Genomic DNA, 19,033 nt, shown 5'->3' on the forward strand with positions numbered 1-19,033 from the left:
TCACTTTTCAGAATATAGGGGTTACCCCTTAAGGGAAAATTCGGAATGAACTCTGCCGAGCTCACGGGCGCCGCATGCTGACTTTCAAGCAAATCGAGGCGCTCTATTGGACGGTGCGGCTAGGCACGTTTTCCGCGTCTGCGCAGAAGCTGCACACCACGCAATCGGCAATCACCAAGCGCATCCAGGAGCTGGAAGCCGACTTCGACATCGCCTTGTTTGACCGGTCAGGCCACCGCGCCGAACTGACGGCGCGCGGTCATGAAATCTACGCGCTGGCCGAACAGATGCTGGGGCACCGCGACCGCCTGCTGGCGCGCCTGAAAGGCCAGCACACCCTGACGGGCACCTTCCGCTTCGGCATCACGGAGATCACCGCGATGACCTGGCTTCCCGCCCTCATCCGCCTGCTGCGCGTCCACTATCCGCGCATCACGCTGGAGCCCCATATCGATCTGGGCGGCGACCTGCACAAGCGGCTGCTGGCCGGGCAGCTGGACATGGCCTTTCTGCACGGCGAATTCGCCGAGCCGAACCTGCAGGTCGTGGCGTTGCAACGCCTGGAATTTGCGTGGATGGGCAGTCCCGACCTGATCGACACGAGCCACGTCTACACGCCGGCCGACATCGCCCGCCTGCCGCTGCTGCGCCAGAGCCGCGAGTCCGGCCTGAACATGATCTATGACGAATGGCTGCGCCCCCACACCGCGCAAAGCAACATTTTCACCATCAACAGCCTGATCGCGATGGCCGGGTTGACCGCCGCGGGCTTTGGCGTGAGCTGCCTGCCGCGCGACTACTTTGCCGAGATGGTCAGCACGCGGCAGCTGGTCATTGCGCGCACCAGCGTGGCGCCGCCGCAATCGGTGTACAGCGCGATGTTCCGCCGGGATGCGGACGTGGCGTTTTGCGAGAGCGTGGCCGAACTGGCGGAAAGCTGCTGCGAATTTTCCGTGGGTTGGCGTTTACGTTGAAGTGCGAGCGACGAAGGGGCCGCATGCGCGGCCCCGCCAACCGCCGCAACGATCCCGTCAATCGACCTTCGCGCCCGATTGGCGCACGAGTTCGGCGGCGACCGGCATCTGCGCTTTCACGAACGCCCAGAACTCATCGGGTGTATTCGGTTTTCCCGGAAACGCGCCCTGCTCGACAAACTGCTTCTGCATCTCGGGCTTGGCGATCGCCTTGTTCAACGCGGCATTCAATGTTTCCAGCACCGGTTTGGGGGTGCCCGCCGGGGCGACGAGCCCATACCAGTTGTCCGTGTAGAGCTTTGTGCCCTCTTCTTCAAAGGTCGGCACATCCGGCATGGCCGGGTGGCGTTCTTTGGCAGCCACGGCCACCGCGCGCAGTTTGCCGCTTCGAACGTAGGGCACGGGTCCCGTCGTGATGGCGAAATCCATGCGGCCAGCCATCAGGTCGACCAGCATCGGGCCCGACCCCTTGAACGGAATATGCGTGATATCGACGCCGGTGAGCTTGATGAACTGGGCCGCGGCCAGGTGCTGGGAAGAACCCGATCCGCCGGATCCATAGTTCAGCTTGCCCGGCTGCGCCTTGGCCGCCGCGATGATGTCCGGGACCGACTTGAACGGCGAGTCATTCGGGACGAGCAGTGTGCCTGGCGACGTGTTGATCTTGCCGATAGGCGCGAAATCCTCGATCGGCCGGTAAGGCAGCTTGGAGAACAGCGCGGAATTGAAGCCGTGGGACGCAGAGGTGGCGAGCATGATCGTGTAACCGTCGGGCTTGGCCTCGGCCACGAGCTTGGACCCAATGTTGCTGCCAGCGCCGGGACGATTGTCGACGATGACGGGTTGCTTCAATGTCACCGCCATCTCCGCCGCGACAAGCCTTGCCAGCACATCCGCAGATCCGCCCGCGGCCCAGCCCACGATCAGGGTGATTGGCCGCTCTGGATACGCGCCTTGCGCGAAGACGGGAACATGCGCACCCGCCAGACTCGCAAGGGCGAGGCAGAGCAGGCGGCGCCGCGTGGTTGCCGAGGTATTCATGGTGTGTCTCCTGGTGTTTTTTTTGGGTTGTATGAATCGTGACGTTATGGCGATCTTGCATCGACGACGATGGCGTCCGGCGGCAGCGGCTGGCCTTGAAGCGCAGCGACCACGCATTGCGCCGCGCGCCTGTTGGCGCGCTCCAGTCCTTCGTGACTAGAGCCTCCGGTGTGCTGTGTGCAAATCACATTCGGCAGCGTCAGCAACTCGCGCGTGATGGCCTCAAGCGACGCATCACGTTCCGACCCGATGACATCAAGACCGGCGCCGCCAAGCCTGCCGCGCTTCAGCGCCGCCAACAAGGCGCCATCGTCGACGAGCTCGCCGCGTGCGGTGTTGATCAGTATCGCGCTGGGCTTCATGCGGGCCAGGGCGTCCCGGTCGATCAGATGCCGGGTGGTATCGGTCAAAGGCGCATGCAAGCTGATGAAGTCGCTGTCTGCCAGCACGGTTTCAAGCGATGCCAACTGCACCCCGTCCAGGTCCGCCACGTCATCAGGCAGATAGGGGTCATGCGCGATGACGCGCACGCCGAACCCAGCAAGCCTGCGGGCCACCAGCCGCGCGATGCGGCCCAGGCCGATCAATCCGACCGTCTTGCCTGACAGTTCCGTACCCACGAGCACCCCATGTTCGCCGGATTGCATGCGCCGGTGCGATTCGAAATAGCGTCGGCCGAGCGCAAGCATCAATCCAACGGCGTGATCGGCCACGGTCGCCTCGTTGCTGCCCGGCGTGATCGTGAGGAGCCTGCGGTGCGCTTGCACGGCGGCAACGTCTATCGTGTCGTAGCCGACGCCCCGCCGCGCCATCACGCTCAGGTTGGGGTAACGCGCCAGCAGGTCGGCGGTGACCGGCGGCATGCCCATGATCCAGGCACTGCAACGCGAGAGCGCATCGTGCATGTCCTCGGTGATCACGGCGTCGACCGCGTCATGGGCAACGCCGCCCGTGACCACCGTCAGGCCCGCAGTGCGCAGGATGCTCGCCGCCTTGTCGTCAAAAAAGCGCGCGGTCACAAGGACACAGGAAAAGGAATTCGCGGGACGTTTCATTGATTCTCGACGCGCAGCCAGTTGCGCGCGCGCTCGACAACAGGACGATCGATCATTCGACCGTCCAGCGTTACCACCGCAAGCCCCCGGGACCTGGCCTCGTCATCCGCCGCAACCACGCTGCGCGCCCAGGCGAGCTCATCGTCTGAGGGGCCAAACCCGGCATTGGCGACCGGCACCTGTCGCGGATGTATGCAGGCGGTGCCACTGAAGCCGGTGTTGCGCGCAAGCCGGACCAGACTGGCAAATGCCGCCATGTCGTTGATCTGCGCAATGCTTCCGGGCAGGCCCCAGCACGCCAGCCGGTATGCGCGCGCGCAGCACGTCACGGCCTGCGCGGCCCACAAGAGAGACTGCGGTTCCGCAGGCACGCCCATGTCAGTGGCGTAGTCTTCGGCGCCAAATCCCAGCGCCGCCACGCGGGGGTGGGCGGTGGCGATGCTTTGCGCCTGCATGACGCCCAGCGGCGTTTCGATGAGGGCGGCGATGGGAAGGCCGGCCGAATCCGGCGCAGAGTGCCGGTCGATGCATGCCGCAAGCGCCTGCACATCCTGGGGCGATTCCACCTTTGGCAGCAGCACGCCGTGCAACCGCGGCAGCGGCAGCGCGCCGATATCCAGCGCAAACATATCCCTTGGCGCATTCACGCGAACCAGGACGGGAATCACGTCGGCCAGCGCCTCGATGGCTCGCCGGGCCATGACGCGCGCCTGATCCTTCAACGCAACGGAGACGCCATCTTCCAGATCGATGATGATCGCATCGGCGCCGCGCTCGGCCGCCTTCGCCCACAAAGACTCCGAGGTGGCGGGAACGAACAGCAGGGAACGAACGTCATTCAAATGCACTTGATTGCTCCGCGCGCTGAAAGTTCTTCAATCTGAGCGTCGTCCAAGCCCACGTCCCTCAAGACCTGTACCGTGTGCTGTCCCAGCAATGGCGCCTGATGCCGGATCCGGCCGGGCGTGTTGGCAAGGCGCGGCATGACGTTCTGCATCAGTGTGCCGCCGGCGCCGGACGGCCTCACGTAGCAGGCGCGATCCACCACGTGGGAATCGGCGGCAAGCTGCGCGGCGTCATGGATCGGTCCGGCCGTCACGCCTTGCGCACGCAGGTGCTCAAGGCACTCGTCCCGGTTCAATTGCGCGACCGCATCGGCGATTAGGGCGTCAAGCTCCGCGTCATTGGCCAATCGCGCAGCATTGGTGGCAAAGCGCGGTTCTTCGGCGAGATCGCCGTGGCCAATGGCCTGCAGCACGCGGCGAGCCATGGCGTCGGTCGAGCCCGACAACGCCACCCAGCCCCCGTCCTTGCACTGGTAGACACCACGGGGAGACGCAATCTTGACTGACGGTCCGGCGACTTTTCCCGTGGCGGCGTAGGCGGTCACATCGGGTCCCATGATGGCGAGCATCGGCTCAAGCAGGGAGAGGTCCACCACCTGACCTTGTCCCCCTCTCACTTCGACCTCGCGCACGGCCGCCAGGGTGGCGAACGCGCCAGCCAGACCCGCCACCATGTCGGCCAGCGCCATGTTGGGCAGCCGGGGAACATCATCGACCGCGTGTTTGTGCGCGAAACCGCAAAAGCCTTCCAGCAGGCTGCCGAATCCGGGCAGATCGCGATAGGGCCCCGTCTGGCCCCAGCCCGAGACGCGCACGATCACAAGCTGACGATTGAGTTCATGCAACGACGCAGGCGCCAATCCCATGGCTTCCAGGGTTCCGGGCCGAAAACTCTCGATCAGCACCTGCGCGCCGGCGGCGAGTCGGCGCAGCACGCCGATGGCGTCGGGATCGCGCAGGTCCAGGGCCAGGCTTTTCTTGTTGCGGCCATAGACCTGCCACCAGGCGTCCAGCGAGGCGCCATCGCCAAGGTCTTCTCGCCAATGACGCAGCGTATCTCCTTCGCGTGCGGACTCCACTTTGATGACCTCGGCGCCGAAGTCCGCCAATTGCATCGATAGCATGTTGCCCGCAACCAGCCGTGACAGGTCTATGACCCTCACCCCGGTCAACGGGCCCGTCGAATCGCTGGTGGATGAGGTAGTCGGATTGCGTTCCATGGAATTGGGAAGAGGTTGCCTTGCCGTCGAGGGGCTTGCGCGTTGTCGGCAACTTGCGTGCATGGATGCGGCGCCGGCCCCTTAGAATGAAGCCACCGCAATGAAGCCACCGCTCGGCCTTGAACAATCCTAACGTAGACTATGTGCTATGGCAAATAATGATATAGCAAGGAAAACCCTACCCGCGCCTGGACAGAAGCGTAAGCGCGCGTCCAAAAAGGATGTCGATTCCCACCGGCCTGAGATCCTCATCACGTATCGGATTTCGGTGCTGGCGCAAACGCTTTCGCGGCTGGTCGATGCGTCGGTACGCACGAATCTGGACCTGACAAGCCGCCAATGGCGTGTGCTGGTGGTGCTGAGCCGGCTGGGCGGTTCGTCCGCGTCCGGGGCGATAGCGCGGATGGCCAGCTTCGACCACAGTCAGGTAAGCCGGGTGACGATGGAGTTGGCCGAGAAGGGCTTGCTGACCATGTCCAACGATCCGCAAGACCGCCGCAAGCAGATCCTGACCTTGACGGCGGAGGGAACTGAGCAGCTGCGGCTCGGCCTGCCTCACTCTCTGGAACGGGAAGCGCGGCTACGAGGCCGCCTGACGGAAGACGAGTACGCCAGCTTCCTGAAGGTGCTTGGCGTGCTGGAGGACGAGGCCAACAACCTCCTGGACGAGATCAAGCGCGACGGCTGATCTCGTCAAGCGGAATGCACGGCGGCGCCCGGCGTGAAGCGCTGGCGCCGCTAAGGAATTAAGCCCCCGGCCGGATCGCAACCTTCAGCACGTTATCCCGCTGATTGGCGAATAGGTCGTACGCGTCCTCGATCTGGTCCAGCGCAAAGCGATGCGTGACCATTTTTGCCAGATCCAGGCGGCCCGACTGCAACACGTTCATGAGCCGGCGCATTCGCTCTTTGCCGCCCGGGCACAGCGCCGTGTTGATCTTGTGATCGCCCAGCCCGGCGGCAAACGCGGATACCGGGATCTTCAAGTCGGCGGAATAGACGCCCAGACTGGACAACGTGCCTCCCGGCTTCAATACGCGCAGGGCGGATTCAAAGGTGCTTTGCTGGCCCAGCGCTTCGATGGCCGAGTCCACGCCTTTGCCGCCGGTGAGACGCAGGATTTCCTCGACGACGTCGCAATCATGGAAATTCAGGACGATATCGGCGCCCCACTGGCGAGATATTTCCAGACGCCGCGCATTGCCATCCACGCCGATGACCGTGGTGGCGCCCAGCAACCGGGCGCCCGCCGCCGCGCACAGCCCGATCGGCCCCTGCGCAAACACGGCCACCGTGTCGCCAATGCGGATGTTGGCGTTTTCGGCGCCCTTGAATCCGGTGGACATGATGTCCGGGCACATCAGCACCTGCTCGTCGCTCAGGCCGTCTGGCACGGGCGCGAGATTGGCCTGCGCGTCGGGAACCAGCAGGTATTCGGCTTGGGCGCCATCGATCATGTTGCCGAAGCGCCACCCCGCGGTGGCGCGGTAGCCGTGACATCCACACATGCCACTGGCCACCAGATAGCTGCCGTCCTGCGAAGGCGCACCATCCTGCGCGGCGTAGGAATTGAAATTCGGGCAGATCGCGCCGGCGATCACGCGCTGGCCCTCGGAATACCCCGTCACGGCGCTTCCCAGCTTTTCGATGACGCCGACGGGTTCATGGCCGATCGTCAGGCCCGGCTGCACCGGATACTCGCCCTTGAGAATGTGGATATCCGTGCCGCAAATGGTGGTGGTGGTGATCTTGATCAACGCGTCATTGGGCCCGACGTCCGGAATGCGCTTTTCGCGTATTTCAATGCGGCCCGGGCTGGCAAAGACGACTGCTTTCATCGTGGTATTCATGCCCTACCTCCAACTGTTGACGAGTGGTTGAACGGCCTTTGGCGCAGCCTCGCGCACGAGCAGCAAGGGAACGGCCACGCCGCGCGGCAGGTTCGGGGCCGGGCTGGCCATCGGCATCCTGCGCACGTCGCGCGACCGGTGCGCCCCGATCACGATCAGATCGGCCTCCCAGGCCCGGGCCTCGGCCGCCAAGCATTCCTCGAACGAGCGTTCGCCTGCTTCGACGAGCGCGCTATCGACGGCAATGCAGTTGGCGCGCACCCTTGTTGCCGCATTGCGCAGCAGTTCGGCGGCATGCTCAAACAATAGCGCCTGAATTTCCGCCGGGAAATAGCAATTTGCGCCTGGCGCGCCGGACGACGGCTGAGGCTGGACGATACAGATCAGCCGAATGACACCGTCATGGAGAAAGGCCAGGCGTATTGCCTCATCCAACCCCGATTCAGAGGTCGAGCTGCCGTCAATCGGTATGAGAATCCGTCTATACATGGCCGAGAGCATCAAGGGTGGAAGGGGATTCCGGTTTTTCCGCGGCAAGCATCGGCTTCGTCGGCGCACATATAAACCGGGACCTTGACGAACAGCATGCCCTGGACAGACAGGCCTCGAACCAGCTCGGTTGCCGACAGGATGAAGCCCGCGATCGGTTCAACGACCAGCTCGCGCGCGGCCATGGCGGTTTCGTCCAGGATCTGGATGGTTCCGCTCGCGCCCTCTTCCCACCCAGGCCCGGCCTGGAACCCGCGCAGGGCCGCGTAGGACGAAAAGACCAGGATCAGCGCCTTGTCGTTCAGCCCAAGCACCGAGCCCGGCGGACTGGCGATGACGTTGTAGTAATTGCGCCCCTCGGCGGCGTCGATCAAGACACCGCGTCCGTAGGCCATCCCCAGGATGCTTCCGTCGGCGTGCAAGGCAGGCACCACCAGCACGCCAAATGACCGGCCAACCAGCGCCTTGGCCGCGGGCGACAGACGATAGAGGCGCAAGAGCGTGGCCTCGGCTTCCTGATCAACGCGGTTCAACAGGGCGGGCGATACCGGCATCAATGAATCCGCCGGCTGTGCGAACGCGGCGCCAGCCGGCAGCAGGGCCAGAATCAGGTGAAGCAACACGGCGAGGACGCTTGTCTTCATGGATTTCATCTTGAACCTGTCTGGCAAGCGCTTGTTGACCAAAATCACGAATTTGACGCTAACCGGCGGCCCTTGCGGTGGGGCTTGGTCGAACGTTCCTTCGCACGCGTGCCGCATCCTGGCAGGCAGGGACGCCGCAATTGGAAGAGAGATTGACCGGCGTCAATCGCGTCCGCGGCAGCTGCGCGATCATGCTTGCATGGCCAGGCCCCGCGGCCTGGCGCGCGAAAGCGCCGGAGGCACCATGAAAGACAAGCCGAGTTCCGTTGGGAGATCGGGCCATGGCCCCGCCACCGCGCGGGCTGCCGTGTGGTGCGCCGTCCTGTCGGCGATGATGACGGGCCCGGTACCGGCCCAGGTCACGCCGCAGGACGTCATGCAGACCTTTGCGCTGCGCGTTGCGCCCGCGCTGACGGTTCCGGCCGACGAGCAGATCCGTTATGCAAGCCTGGCGCTGGGGATGCTCAAGGAAGCGGGGCTCGGCCTGTTGGGCCCGCAGTACGCCCTCGTGGTCGACCGCAATCCCAAGGTGCAGGCGGTCTTCCTCTTTTGGCTACCCGCCATCGGCATGCCCGTCCATGTGGGCGCGGCGCCGGTGTCTACCGGCAGGATCGGCCAGTTCGATCACTTTGAAACGCCCACGGGCGTGTACCCGCATACCTTGGCCAATCCGGACTTCCGCGCCCAGGGCACGAAGAACGCGAATGGCATCCTGGGCTACGGCGCCAAGGGCATGCGTGTCTATGACTTCGGCTGGCAGCAGGCCTTGCGGGGATGGGGCAATGGCGGCGTCAGCACGATGCGCCTGCAGATGCACGCGACGGATCCCGTCCTGCTGGAGTCCAAGCTGGGAACGCCGCAATCCAAAGGCTGCATCCGCATTCCGGCAACCCTGAACCGCTTGCTCGACAGCTACGGATTGCTGGACGCCGACTACGAGCTCGCGGCCGATCTGATCGCGCCGCCGTGGGTGCTGCAGCCCGGCAGGACGCCCGCCGATGGCGCCGGACGCTATCTGATCATCGTCGACACCGAACGCGAGAGCCGGCCGGGCTGGGCCGTGCCGGCGCGCGCCGCCGCACATTGATTGACCGGTCCGACCCGGCCTCTTGGTGGATTCAGGGCGAAATCGACGCGATACGCGAGCCTGTCATTCGATCTGCAGCGTCTTGTTCCGGCTTCCGGCCGATTTGGGTAGGGTCAGGGTCAGGACGCCGTTCTCGCAGACGGCCTTGGCGGCCGCTTCATCGATGGGGCTGGCCAGCGACACGGAGCGTTGAACCTGGCCCCAGAAACGCTCCCGGCGGATGACGTTTCCCGCCTCTTTCGTTTCACTGTGCTTTTCCTTGTTGGCCGAGATCATCACCGTGTTGCCATCGATCTGCACGGTGATGTCCTTCTTGTCGATCCCGGGCACGTCGGCCTTCAGGACGTACTTGTCGCCTGCCTCGGTGACATCGATGTCCATCCGGGGGGCCTGATCCTCCCCGTTCTGCCGGATCGGCCGCAGGAACGCCTGGAAAACGTCCGCGAAGGGTTCGCTTGAAAATGGGCTGTATTGCGTCAAGCGCGACATGGCTATCTCCTTTTCGTGAGGATGAGACGCGGGAGGTTCGCCCGCCTCTCCATGTTGCCCCCGTCCGGAATCGCCAAATTGACCTTTGTCATGCAGAAATCGGGGACAAACGTCGGGCCCCGCGCAGGCTTGGCCGCGCTCGCCCACGCCATCGGGCGAAAGCTTGACTGACGTCAACTTCCAAGACCGCATCGGCGCGATGATGGCATCACGCCCGAGCCATGCGGCCCGGGCAGATACTGCTATCGGAGGGGTCGTGAAAAACGTGCTTATCCCCGTTGACGGATCGGGCAATTCCCTGCGCGCCGTGCACTATGTGGTCGACCAGGTCCGCGAACATGGCCCTTGCGCCATCCACCTGCTGAATGTGCAGCCGCCCATTGCTTCGGGCGCGATACTGGCGTTCTTTGAGCCGGATGCCATCGAGGAATTCTATGAGGACGAAGCCAAGGCCGCCCTCGCGGAGTCGGAGGCCTTGCTGGACCGCTCGGGCATCATCTATCAAAAGGCGACGCGGGTGGGCAACATTGCCGAATGCATCAAGGCCCACGCCACCGAGCAGGGTTGCGACCATATCGTCATGGGGTCGCGAGGACTGGGCGCGGCCGGCAGCCTGTTTCTGGGATCGACCACGCTGAAGGTGCTGCACACGGTTCACATTCCGGTGGTGCTGATCACCTAGGCCGATGCGCCATGCCCTCGCCGGACCATCAGCGCACCCTGGCCTCGATCAGCCTGGATCTGGTCAAGGATCCGATGTTCGCGTTGCTGCTGGCCGGCGGCGGCCTGTACACATTACTAGGCGCCTGGCAGGAAGCGGCGCTGCTGCTGCTTTTTGTACTGGTCATTTTTGCGCTGACGGTGGCGCAGTCATTACGTACCGCACGCGCCCTTGACGCATTGGATCGTCTGGCGGCGCCCCGCGCCCTGCTGCTGCGCGACGGCAAGCGCCACTGGGTGCCGTCGGCCGAACTGAAGCCGGGCGATGCGGTGCTGCTTGCCGAAGGCAACCGCGTCCCCGCGGACGGCCGGTTGACGGACGGAGAGGGTCTGCTGGTAGACGAGTCGCCGCTTACCGGCGAGTTCCAGCCCGTGTACAAGCGGCCATCGGGCACGGTTGAGAGCGATGCCGAGGTGCTGAGCGGGACGCTGGTGCTGTCGGGAACCGGCACCCTGCGCGTTCTTGCCGTGGGAGACGACACGCGGTTGGGCGCGCTGGGCCAGTCGATGCGGCAACTGACGCCGGAACGCGCGCCCCTGGAATTGCAGACCCGCCATTTCATCCTGCGGTTCATGTGGGTGGGGTTCTTCCTGTCGCTGGCCACCTGGGCCCTGTACGTCTACATGCGGGGAGGATGGTTCGAAGGAATGCTGGCGGGCATCGCGTTGGCGATGAGTCTGGTTCCGCAGGATTTCCCCGTCATCGTGACCATCTTCTCCGCGCTGGAAGCCCGGCGCATCGCGGGCGAAGGCGTGCTTGTCCGCAAGCTGAGCGTGGTCGAAACCCTGGGCAAGACCACCGTGTTGTGCGCCGACAAGACGGGCACCATGACGACAAACACCATGGTCGTTAGCGCGCTTTACGCTGGCTCAGTGCGCATCGATGCCGCCGATCTCGCGGGCGCGGCGGCGGCGGATTGCGCGGCCGAGGCCATGACCCTGGCCGAAACGCTTGCGCTGGCGAGCGTGCCCGATTCCGGGGATGCAATGGAGGACGCCTTTCGCATTTTTGCCGCGTCGCTTGGCGGACATCCACCAGCGGACGGTCTTGCCCTGGTTAAAGCCTATCCCTTCTCGTCCGCACGGTTGGCTGTGATCCACGTCTGGGCTACGGCGCAAGCGGATGACGCCCGTCTGGCGTGCAAGGGCGCGCCGGAGGCCGTGTTCAAGCTTTGCCAGCTTTCGCCGGCGCGCACGGCGCAGCTGCAGGCCGAGGTCCAGCGCATGGCCGCGGCGGGGCTGAGGGTGTTGGCGGCGGCCAGCGGGCGCTGGCCGAACGGGCGGCTTCCCGATCAGCCCGACGACCTGCCGCTGCAGTTCGCGGGCTTGGTGGGCCTGGAAAATCCGCTGAAGGAAGGCGTGGCCGAGTCGGTCGCCGCGTGCGATGCGGCGGGCATACGCGTGCTGATGCTGACGGGCGACCATCCGGAGACTGCCCGCGCCATTGCCCGCCAGGCGGGCATTCCGGCTGACTACGTGGCTGAAGGCGATGTGCTGGCGCGGGAAGGCGGCGCGCATCTGGCCGAGCTGGTCGGCCGCACCTGCGTTTACGCGCGCGTAAAGCCGGAACAGAAGCTGCGCCTGGTCCAGATGCTCAAGCGGCAAGGCGCCATCGTTGCGATGACCGGAGACGGCGTCAACGACGCCCCCGCATTGCGCGCGGCCCACGTCGGCATCGCCATGGGCGCGCGTGGCACCGATGTCGCGCGCGAAGCCGCCGACCTGGTCCTGACCCGCGACGATTTTTCCGACATCTTGAACGCGGTCCGGCAAAGCCGCCGCCTGTTCGACAACCTGTCCAAGGCAATCGTCTACATCGTCGCGGCGCATGTGCCGATCGCCGGGCTGGTGATCCTGCCACTGCTCTTTGGCTGGCCGGAACTGCTGCGCCCGGCCCATGTGGCGTTCCTGGAGATCGTCATCGGCCCGCTGTGCGGACTGGCTTTCGAGTCCGTCGCGGCAGAGCCGGACCTGATGCGCCGCCCTCCCCTGCCCGTCGAGAAGCCGCTGTTTTCACTACGAACCTTCCTGATTGGCCTGGCCCAGGGGCTGGCGCTGTTGGCATCCGCCGGCATGCTTTACGGCTGGCTGCAGCAGACACAGACGCCCGCGGATACCGCGCGCGCCACCGCCTTCTGTGCGCTGGTGCTGGGCAATCTGACCTTGATGGTCAACAACCGCTCGCCCCACCAGCGGCTCGCCGGCACATGGGACGGCGCCACCCGGCTGGCGGTCGCGGCGACGCTGGCGCTGCTGGCCCTGACGCTGCAATGGCCTGCCCTGCGCGGGCTGTTCGAATTCGGCCCGCTGGGCCTCCGGGAATGGGCGGCGGCACTGCTGGCCGCGGTGACGGTGTGGCCGGTGGCGCGAGGACTGCGGCCGCTGGGCCGGCCGCTGAGCGCGGCAGGCGCGCTGCCATGCGGGGCCGCTCGATAACGCCGCGACGCGACTGGCGTCGCCGCTGCCAGGCGCACACCCACCGCGGCGGTCACCGTTGTGGCGTGGCCGAATTGAGTTGCTGCTGCAGCATCTGCTCCATCATCCGCTGCTGCATTCCCATGTATTGGTCGCGCATGTATTGATGTTCCCGGACCTGTTCAGGCGTCAGTCCGGAGTAATTGCCTCTCATGGCGTTCCATCCCATCATCGGGCCTCCCCGATGATGGGGGCCGCCGCCACCCTGCGCGCAGCAAGGTCCCATGCCACCCGTCCACATCTGGCGCATCATGCCCATCGTGTTCTGCATGAGCTGCCGGTGCTCAAGCATGAGCTTCTGCCGCGCATCCGGATCGGTGGTCTTCTGGATCGCATCCATCTGCTTTTGCATGTTTTCCAGATTCTCCCTGACTTGCGCAGCCTGTTTGTCGAAGTCCTGGACATTGCCGCCCGGCGAGGCAGGCTGGGCTGGGCGCGCGGGCGCGTCGCTGGGCGGCGCGGCAAGCGCCAGGCCAGGGGCCGACAAAACTAGCATTGCGGCAATGGCCGCAGTCTTCATGTTCATGATCGATCTCCACCCGATTGCCAATCGCACGAGGTTCACTGCGCGCAACGCCTGCGCAGCGCCAGCATAGATCGGCCAGAAACCCCGAAATTGACAATCGTCAACATCCCCGAGGCCCCTGCGCAGGGCCGCTGCAAGGGCACCGCGGCCCGTCTGGACCGCTTGCGATAGACTCGTGGCCTGTTTCGACGAAGAAGTGAAAAGGAGTTCAAGCAATGCCCAGCATTTTTCCAGGCGATCTTTGGGCGGTGGGCGAAGCCCGCGTCAACGGACTGCCGGTCGTCATCCGCTTTCGCACCGGTCTGCCGGCCGAGGCCGACCGCCAGATCAACGAGAACCTGATCATCATCACGTGGCCTTACGAGGGCATCGAATCGGGCATGCCCAATGATGAAGACAAGCAGCGCACCAACAGCTTCGAAGAGGCCGTCGAGCAGGGCTTTGAGAATTCGGACGCCGGCGTGCAGGTGGCTTGCCTGACGGGCAATCATCAGAAAGAGTGGCGCTACTACACGCCGAATGTCGAGGCGTTTCTGGATGCGTTCAACAAGTGCCTGGCAGGGCACCCCGTGTATCCGATTCAATTGCGCATGTTCCAGGATCCGGACTGGAAGGCGCTGTCGGAATTGCAGCCGGAAGGGTCCGACCAGCTGCATTGAACGCACGCCCGCGGACACCGGGCAGGCCCGCTCAGGGCTTGTCGGTGATTCCGGCGTCCTGGATGATCCGGCTCCAGCGCGCCTCTTCCTCCTTGACGTACTCGCCCAGCGCGGCGGGCGTGCCCACATCGGGCGCCAGGCCTTCCAGCTCCAGCGCCGCGCGGAAATCCGGGTCGCCGGACGCCTTCCTGATTGCCGCGTTCAACGTGTCGATGACGGCGGGCGGCGTGCCGTTCGGCACGAACACGCCATACCAGCTATCCACGAAATACCCCGCCTCGCCCGCTTCCGCGACGGTCGGCACGTCGGGGTAAGCCGGCGAACGCTGCTTCGTGGTCACGGCCAGTGCGCGCAGCTGGCCGCTCTTGATGTGGCCGCTGACGCTGGCCGACGTCGAGAAGATCATGTCGATCTGCCCGCCGATCAGGTCGTTGATGCCGGGGCCGGCGCCCTTGTAGGGCACGTGCAGGATGTCCACCTTGCCCAGGCTCTTGAAGAGCTCGCCCGCCAGATGGGCCGAGGTGCCGTTGCCATAGGATCCAAACGTCAGCTTGCCGGGATGGGCGCGCGCGTAGGCAAGGATCTCCTGCACGCTCTTGAACGGCGAGTTTGGCGGCACCACCAGCACGTTGGGTGATTTGCCGATCATCGCGACCGGCGCGAAGGCCCGCTCGGTATCGTAGGGCAGCTTCTTGTGAATGGCCGGGTTCACCGCATGGGCGAACGTGGCCATCAGCAAGGTGTAGCCGTCAGGCGGGCTTTTGGCCACGTTCTCCGTGCCGATGATGGTGCTGCCGCCCGGGCGGTTTTCCACCACCACGGTCTGCCCCAATTCCTGCGTCAGACCCTTGGCCAACTGGCGCGCGATCAGATCCGTGCCGCCGCCCGGCGTGAACGGCACGACGATGCGCAAGGGCCTGTCGGGGTAGGCCGCGCGCGCCTGAGGCGCGGCCAATGCGCCCAGCGCCAGGACCGCCGCGGCCGTGGCGATGCCGCCACGCGTGAAGAAGTTTTGCTGTTTCATGGTTGTCTCCTGTTTTTATCTACCCGGCTGAACTAGTTCAGGCGGCTTTGCAGGACGGCCACACCGTCCGCCGCGCAAACGCCCTGGCCCGCAGGCCGAACGAAGAGCGGATTGATTTCGGCTTCGACGAGGACATCTCCCAACGCGCCCGCCATGCGTGAGAACGCGACGACGGCGGCGACCAACGCCGGCACGTCGGCGCGCTCGCGCCCGCGGTAGCCGTCCAGCAAGGGCCAGGTCTTGAGCCGCCGCAGTCCGGCCATCACCTGCGCCGGCGACAGGCCGGTGCCGTCTTCGGGCAGCATCAAGAGCGTCGTATCCCGCACCAGTTCGGCGACCACGCCCCCCATGCCAAGCAGAATGGCAGAGCCCAGCGGATCCCGGTGCAGGCCGACGATCACTTCCGCCGCACCGGTCACCATCTCCTGGACCAGGAAGGCGCGAGGCGTGTCGCCGGTATGGCGCAGGACGTCCTCGCGCATGTGCCGCAGCCGTTCGGGCACGTCCTCCTGCGCCACGTTCACGGCCACGCCGCCCACGTCGCTCTTGTGCGTGATGTCCCGCGACAGCAGCTTGAGCACGACCCACGGGCCCAGCGCGGCCGCGGCCTGCGAGGCCTGCGCCTCGTCCTGCACGACGATTTCCTTGACGCCAGGCACGCCGAACCGGGCAAAGAGCGCCTTGGCCTGCGCCTCGTCCAGCGAGCCGCCGCCCCCTAGATCCAGGCCGCCCGGCAACGCTGCGTCCGGCGGCACCGCGTTGTCCGCCTCGACGCGCGCCTGTGCCTGCCACATCGCCGCCATGGCCGCGCTGACGCCTTCGGGCGTGTGAAACGCCGGTATGCCGTAGCGGCCAAGCACCTCGGCGGCGCGGGGCGCGTGCGGGCTGATGTAGGCCATCACGGGCTTGGTGGCGCCAGCCAACGTGTCCTTCAACGCGCCTGCCATCAGTTCGGGCTGCGCCACGCCGGACGAACCGACGATCACCACCAGCGCGTCGTAGCTGCCGCTGTCGAGCAGGATGCGGATGGCGCCGCGCAGCAGTTCGGGCTGCAGGCCCGCGAGCGTGACGTCGATGGGATTGCGGTCCAGCGCGGCGGGCGTGCCGGGTTGCAGGGCGCGCAGCGCCGCGCCGGTGGCGTCGTCAGGCGCCGGCAGCTCGAACCCCGCGAGGCCCAGGCAGTCCGCCACCAGCGTGCCAGCGCCGCCCGTCGATGTCAGGATCGCGACGCGGCGTCCGGGGAGCTTGCGTGCGTGCGCCAGCGCAGCCGGAATATCCAGCAGGTCCGAGAAGGTCTGCGCCCGGATGATGCCCGCATCCTCGAAAAGCGCGTCGTACATGGCGTCGGCGCCGGCCAGCGCCCCGGTGTGCGACGCGGCCGCCCGCGCACCCGATTCGGAACGCCCGATCTTGAACGCCACCACCGGTTTACCGGCGGCCCGCGCCTTGCGCGCGGCGGCGCGGAACTTGGCGGGATGGCGAATGCTCTCGACGTACAGCGCGATGACGCGCGTGGCGGGGTCGTCGGCCAGCGCGTCCACGAAGTCGGCCAGTTCCAGGTCGGCCTCGTTGCTGGTCGAAATCAGCTTGGACAGGCCCACGCCCCGGGCGGCGGCGCGCGACAGCAGCGCCCCCAGGATGCCGCCGCTTTGCGAGACGAGCCCCACCGCGCCAGGCTGCAGGTCGTCGATTTCCAGGGCGCCGCTGGCCGACAGCGTGACCCGGTCGGTCAGGTTGACCAGGCCGATGGTGTTCGGCCCCAGAATGCGCATGGCGCCAGCGGCCTCGCGCAGCGCCTGCTGGCGGCGCGCGCCCTCCTCGCCGCTTTCCGAGTATCCGCTTGCCAGCACGATGGCCGCGCCCGTGCCGATGGCGGACAGCTCGCGAACGGCCTGCTGCGTGCGCTCGGCGCCCAGCACCACGATGGCGACGTCGGGCGCCTGCGGCAGCGAGCGGATGTCGGGGTAGCAACGCAAGCCGTCGATCTCGAACGCCTTCGGGTTGACGGGGTAGATGCTGCCCCGAAATCCGTGCTTGCGCAGGTAGGCCACGGGCCGGCCCGAGGTCTTGGCGGGGTCGGCCGACGCCCCGACCACTGCCACGCTGCGGGGCCGCAGCAGCTTGTCCAGCGCGCTCACGGCTTCTCTCCCTGGGCGCGGGCCGCCTGCGCCTGCGCCATCTTTTCCAGAAACGCGGCCACGGCGTCGCGGTGCTCGGCGCTGGTGTAGCAGATGCCTTGCGCCTGGCTGCCCATGGCGAACACCTGGTCGGCCGTCAGTTCGAACGTCTGGTCCAGGATCGACTTGCCCAGCGCCAGCGCCGTGGCCGAGCCCTGGCTCAATTCCGCCGCCCACGCCTGGGCCGCCTCCACTTCGGTGCCGGCCGGCACGAGCCGGTCGGCGATGCCCAGTTGCTGGGCCTCCTGCGCCGCCACCTTGCGCCCGGAATAGATCAATTCCTTCGCGCGCGCCAGGCCGACGCGGCGCGGCAGGAAATACATGCCGCCGCCGTCGGGGATCAGGCCGCGCGCAATGTAGCTCCACGTAAACGAGGCGCTTTCGGACGCCACGATGAAATCGCAGCTGAGCGCCGTATCCGCCCCCAGCCCCGCCGCCGCGCCGTTCACCGCCGCGATCGTCGGCTTGGGCATGTTGAACAGCAGCCCTTGCGCGTGGTGCACGCGCTGCTGGCGCGACCATCCGTTGAATCCGACCTCGCCCGCCGGCGCGTCCATCCTGCGCTGCATGCCCGCGATGTCGCCGCCCGCGCAGAATCCCTTGCCTTCGCCTGTCAGCACCAGCGCGCGGATCGCCCGGTCCTGTGCGACGTGCTCCAGCGCCTGGATCAATTCGCTACGCATTGCGTCGCTGATCGCGTTGCGCTTGTCAGCGCGGTTCAGTGTCAGCGTCGCCACGCCGTCCCGCGTCTGCAGTCTGATGAATTCGTAGTCAGCCATTTCCGTGCTCCGTCGTTTCCGGGGCCAGCCCCGGAATCCACAACGGCTGCCGGGCTGGCAACACCGACAAGGTAGGCGCTACAGTGTGCAAATGCACCGCCCTATTTCCATCTAGTGGAATTGCACTGCCATGCCCGCCGCCTCCGAATCCGCTACCGCCGCCAGCCGCCGCTTCACCGGCGTCAGCCAGAACCGCTCGCTGGAACGCGGCCTGGAGATCCTTCGCGCGTTCAAGCCGGGCACGGACCTGCTGGGCAATGGCGATCTGGCCGAACGCACAGGCCTGTCGGCGGCGACGGTCAGCAGGCTGACGCAGACACTTGTGACCAGCGGCTTTCTGGAACACGACCGGCGCGCGCGCGCCTACCGCCTGGCCGCGCCGGTGCTCAGCCTGGGACATGCCATGCACGCCTCGTCGCCGGTGCTGCGCGCGGCCACGCCGCTGATGCGCGAGGTGTCCGTCAAGCAGCGTCTGAACGTGGGCCTGGCCAGCGCCGACCGGGCCGACATGGTCTACCTGGAATCCATCCGCTACAACCGCAAGGCGTCCCTGCGCACCATCGTTGCGGGCCAGCGGGTTCCGATCGAGCTGACATCGCTGGGACGCGCCTACCTGGCGACGCTGGACGCCCACACGCGCGACGCCCTGCTGGACCAGATCCGGCGGGGCTATCGCAGCGCCACCTGGAAGCCGATCCGCGCGGACATCGACAGCGCGATCGCCAAGGTGACGGCGCGCGGATATTGCGTGGCGTCGTGGCAGCCGGGCGTGGTGGCGCTGTCCACGCCGCTACGCCCGCTGGGCGGCCCGGCAATGGCGCTGAACATCAGCCTCACCACCGACGACGCGCCGTCCGCGGTGGCGCAGCGGCATGCCCCGGATCTGCTGGCGCTGAAAGCCGGCATCGAGCACGAGCTGGAAAGCCAGCGTCCCGCCTGACACCTGCCCCCCTCGGATTCCCTGATGCCGCCCACGCAA

The 19,033-nt window shown here is 66.1% G+C and carries 19 protein-coding genes; 7 read left to right on the plus strand and 12 right to left on the minus strand.

Annotation, left to right across the window (positions count from 1 at the left end; all coding sequences use genetic code 11):
• Positions 1–74 precede the first annotated feature (74 nt).
• Positions 75–974 (plus strand): LysR family transcriptional regulator, encoded by a 900-nt coding sequence (locus LN047_RS19760; RefSeq protein ID WP_056322933.1) that lies wholly within the window; start codon positions 75–77, stop codon positions 972–974.
• A gap of 57 nt (positions 975–1,031) precedes the next feature.
• On the opposite strand, the gene LN047_RS19765 is transcribed toward LN047_RS19760, so the two are convergent.
• From LN047_RS19765 to LN047_RS19780, 4 genes are read right to left on the minus strand one after another with little or no spacing between them, the layout of a single operon-like run.
• Positions 1,032–2,015: a Bug family tripartite tricarboxylate transporter substrate binding protein gene (locus tag LN047_RS19765; RefSeq protein WP_373979960.1), complete on the minus strand. Its 984-nt coding sequence runs from the start codon at positions 2,013–2,015 to the stop codon at positions 1,032–1,034.
• A 44-nt stretch (positions 2,016–2,059) separates the two neighbouring features.
• Complete coding sequence (locus tag LN047_RS19770; RefSeq protein ID WP_373979961.1) at positions 2,060–3,070, minus strand: phosphoglycerate dehydrogenase; 1,011 nt, start codon at positions 3,068–3,070, stop codon at positions 2,060–2,062.
• Positions 3,067–3,912: a CoA ester lyase gene (locus tag LN047_RS19775; protein WP_373979962.1), complete on the minus strand. Its 846-nt coding sequence runs from the start codon at positions 3,910–3,912 to the stop codon at positions 3,067–3,069. Before LN047_RS19775 ends, LN047_RS19770 begins: the two co-directional genes overlap by 4 nt.
• Positions 3,909–5,135 (minus strand): CaiB/BaiF CoA transferase family protein, encoded by a 1,227-nt coding sequence (locus tag LN047_RS19780; protein WP_373979963.1) that lies wholly within the window; start codon positions 5,133–5,135, stop codon positions 3,909–3,911. The genes LN047_RS19775 and LN047_RS19780 overlap by 4 nt, the downstream gene beginning before the upstream one ends.
• 148 nt (positions 5,136–5,283) lie before the next feature.
• Here LN047_RS19780 and LN047_RS19785 point away from each other — a divergent pair, with 148 nt between their 5' ends.
• On the plus strand, positions 5,284–5,823 hold the full coding sequence (locus tag LN047_RS19785) for a MarR family winged helix-turn-helix transcriptional regulator (protein WP_373979964.1): 540 nt from the start codon (positions 5,284–5,286) through the stop codon (positions 5,821–5,823).
• 58 nt (positions 5,824–5,881) lie between these two features.
• On the opposite strand, the gene LN047_RS19790 is transcribed toward LN047_RS19785, so the two are convergent.
• From LN047_RS19790 to LN047_RS19800, 3 genes are read right to left on the minus strand one after another with little or no spacing between them, the layout of a single operon-like run.
• On the minus strand, positions 5,882–6,985 hold the full coding sequence (locus tag LN047_RS19790) for an NAD(P)-dependent alcohol dehydrogenase (RefSeq protein ID WP_056322931.1): 1,104 nt from the start codon (positions 6,983–6,985) through the stop codon (positions 5,882–5,884).
• Between the two features lie 3 nt (positions 6,986–6,988).
• Complete coding sequence (locus LN047_RS19795; protein ID WP_373982160.1) at positions 6,989–7,486, minus strand: universal stress protein; 498 nt, start codon at positions 7,484–7,486, stop codon at positions 6,989–6,991.
• Positions 7,486–8,118 (minus strand): hypothetical protein, encoded by a 633-nt coding sequence (locus LN047_RS19800; protein WP_373979965.1) that lies wholly within the window; start codon positions 8,116–8,118, stop codon positions 7,486–7,488. The genes LN047_RS19795 and LN047_RS19800 overlap by 1 nt, the downstream gene beginning before the upstream one ends.
• A gap of 244 nt (positions 8,119–8,362) precedes the next feature.
• Here LN047_RS19800 and LN047_RS19805 point away from each other — a divergent pair, with 244 nt between their 5' ends.
• Complete coding sequence (locus LN047_RS19805; protein ID WP_373979966.1) at positions 8,363–9,205, plus strand: L,D-transpeptidase; 843 nt, start codon at positions 8,363–8,365, stop codon at positions 9,203–9,205.
• Positions 9,206–9,268: 63 nt separating this feature from the next.
• On the opposite strand, the gene LN047_RS19810 is transcribed toward LN047_RS19805, so the two are convergent.
• Positions 9,269–9,694 (minus strand): Hsp20/alpha crystallin family protein, encoded by a 426-nt coding sequence (locus tag LN047_RS19810; protein ID WP_056322922.1) that lies wholly within the window; start codon positions 9,692–9,694, stop codon positions 9,269–9,271.
• A gap of 256 nt (positions 9,695–9,950) precedes the next feature.
• Between LN047_RS19810 and LN047_RS19815 the strand changes: the two genes are divergently transcribed.
• Complete coding sequence (locus LN047_RS19815) at positions 9,951–10,376, plus strand: universal stress protein (RefSeq protein WP_373979967.1); 426 nt, start codon at positions 9,951–9,953, stop codon at positions 10,374–10,376.
• An 11-nt stretch (positions 10,377–10,387) separates the two neighbouring features.
• Positions 10,388–12,850 (plus strand): cation-translocating P-type ATPase, encoded by a 2,463-nt coding sequence (locus LN047_RS19820; protein ID WP_373979968.1) that lies wholly within the window; start codon positions 10,388–10,390, stop codon positions 12,848–12,850.
• Between the two features lie 52 nt (positions 12,851–12,902).
• Here LN047_RS19820 and LN047_RS19825 read toward each other — a convergent pair whose 3' ends face one another.
• Positions 12,903–13,631 carry a hypothetical protein gene (locus LN047_RS19825; protein WP_373979969.1) on the minus strand — a complete coding sequence of 243 codons (729 nt, stop codon included), beginning with the start codon at positions 13,629–13,631 and terminating at the stop codon, positions 12,903–12,905.
• Between LN047_RS19825 and LN047_RS19830 the strand changes: the two genes are divergently transcribed.
• Positions 13,631–14,074: a DUF695 domain-containing protein gene (locus tag LN047_RS19830; RefSeq protein WP_062842233.1), complete on the plus strand. Its 444-nt coding sequence runs from the start codon at positions 13,631–13,633 to the stop codon at positions 14,072–14,074. The genes LN047_RS19825 and LN047_RS19830 overlap by 1 nt on opposite strands.
• Positions 14,075–14,105: 31 nt before the next feature.
• Here the strand turns inward: LN047_RS19830 and LN047_RS19835 are convergent, their stop codons facing one another.
• From LN047_RS19835 to LN047_RS19845, 3 genes are read right to left on the minus strand one after another with little or no spacing between them, the layout of a single operon-like run.
• Complete coding sequence (locus LN047_RS19835) at positions 14,106–15,098, minus strand: tripartite tricarboxylate transporter substrate binding protein (RefSeq protein ID WP_373979970.1); 993 nt, start codon at positions 15,096–15,098, stop codon at positions 14,106–14,108.
• Between the two features lie 32 nt (positions 15,099–15,130).
• Positions 15,131–17,236: an acetate--CoA ligase family protein gene (locus tag LN047_RS19840; RefSeq protein WP_373979971.1), complete on the minus strand. Its 2,106-nt coding sequence runs from the start codon at positions 17,234–17,236 to the stop codon at positions 15,131–15,133.
• Positions 17,233–18,054, minus strand: coding sequence for an enoyl-CoA hydratase/isomerase family protein (locus LN047_RS19845; RefSeq protein WP_373979972.1), 822 nt, complete (start codon positions 18,052–18,054; stop codon positions 17,233–17,235). The genes LN047_RS19840 and LN047_RS19845 overlap by 4 nt, the downstream gene beginning before the upstream one ends.
• Before the next feature lie 130 nt (positions 18,055–18,184).
• Here LN047_RS19845 and LN047_RS19850 point away from each other — a divergent pair, with 130 nt between their 5' ends.
• A complete protein-coding gene (locus LN047_RS19850) occupies positions 18,185–18,994 on the plus strand; it encodes an IclR family transcriptional regulator (protein WP_373979973.1) in 810 nt (269 codons plus the stop codon).
• Positions 18,995–19,033: the final 39 nt, after the last annotated feature.

The sequence above is a fragment of the Achromobacter sp. JD417 genome (genome assembly GCF_041879325.1).
Taxonomy (GTDB): domain Bacteria; phylum Pseudomonadota; class Gammaproteobacteria; order Burkholderiales; family Burkholderiaceae_B; genus Achromobacter; species Achromobacter mucicolens.

What these genes read in the sequence shown, in the direction of transcription:
- LN047_RS19760 (WP_056322933.1), top strand. Translation starts at nt 75, where the DNA reads ATGCTGACTTTCAAGCAAATCGAGGCGCTCTATTGGACGGTGCGGCTA.
- LN047_RS19765 (WP_373979960.1), bottom strand. Translation starts at nt 2,015, where the DNA reads ATGAATACCTCGGCAACCACGCGGCGCCGCCTGCTCTGCCTCGCCCTT.
- LN047_RS19805 (WP_373979966.1), top strand. Translation starts at nt 8,363, where the DNA reads ATGAAAGACAAGCCGAGTTCCGTTGGGAGATCGGGCCATGGCCCCGCC.
- LN047_RS19795 (WP_373982160.1), bottom strand. Translation starts at nt 7,486, where the DNA reads ATGCTCTCGGCCATGTATAGACGGATTCTCATACCGATTGACGGCAGC.
- LN047_RS19785 (WP_373979964.1), top strand. Translation starts at nt 5,284, where the DNA reads ATGGCAAATAATGATATAGCAAGGAAAACCCTACCCGCGCCTGGACAG.
- LN047_RS19820 (WP_373979968.1), top strand. Translation starts at nt 10,388, where the DNA reads ATGCCCTCGCCGGACCATCAGCGCACCCTGGCCTCGATCAGCCTGGAT.
- LN047_RS19830 (WP_062842233.1), top strand. Translation starts at nt 13,631, where the DNA reads ATGCCCAGCATTTTTCCAGGCGATCTTTGGGCGGTGGGCGAAGCCCGC.
- LN047_RS19850 (WP_373979973.1), top strand. Translation starts at nt 18,185, where the DNA reads ATGCCCGCCGCCTCCGAATCCGCTACCGCCGCCAGCCGCCGCTTCACC.
- LN047_RS19810 (WP_056322922.1), bottom strand. Translation starts at nt 9,694, where the DNA reads ATGTCGCGCTTGACGCAATACAGCCCATTTTCAAGCGAACCCTTCGCG.
- LN047_RS19770 (WP_373979961.1), bottom strand. Translation starts at nt 3,070, where the DNA reads ATGAAACGTCCCGCGAATTCCTTTTCCTGTGTCCTTGTGACCGCGCGC.
- LN047_RS19790 (WP_056322931.1), bottom strand. Translation starts at nt 6,985, where the DNA reads ATGAATACCACGATGAAAGCAGTCGTCTTTGCCAGCCCGGGCCGCATT.
- LN047_RS19780 (WP_373979963.1), bottom strand. Translation starts at nt 5,135, where the DNA reads ATGGAACGCAATCCGACTACCTCATCCACCAGCGATTCGACGGGCCCG.
- LN047_RS19845 (WP_373979972.1), bottom strand. Translation starts at nt 18,054, where the DNA reads ATGGCTGACTACGAATTCATCAGACTGCAGACGCGGGACGGCGTGGCG.
- LN047_RS19835 (WP_373979970.1), bottom strand. Translation starts at nt 15,098, where the DNA reads ATGAAACAGCAAAACTTCTTCACGCGTGGCGGCATCGCCACGGCCGCG.
- LN047_RS19800 (WP_373979965.1), bottom strand. Translation starts at nt 8,118, where the DNA reads ATGAAGACAAGCGTCCTCGCCGTGTTGCTTCACCTGATTCTGGCCCTG.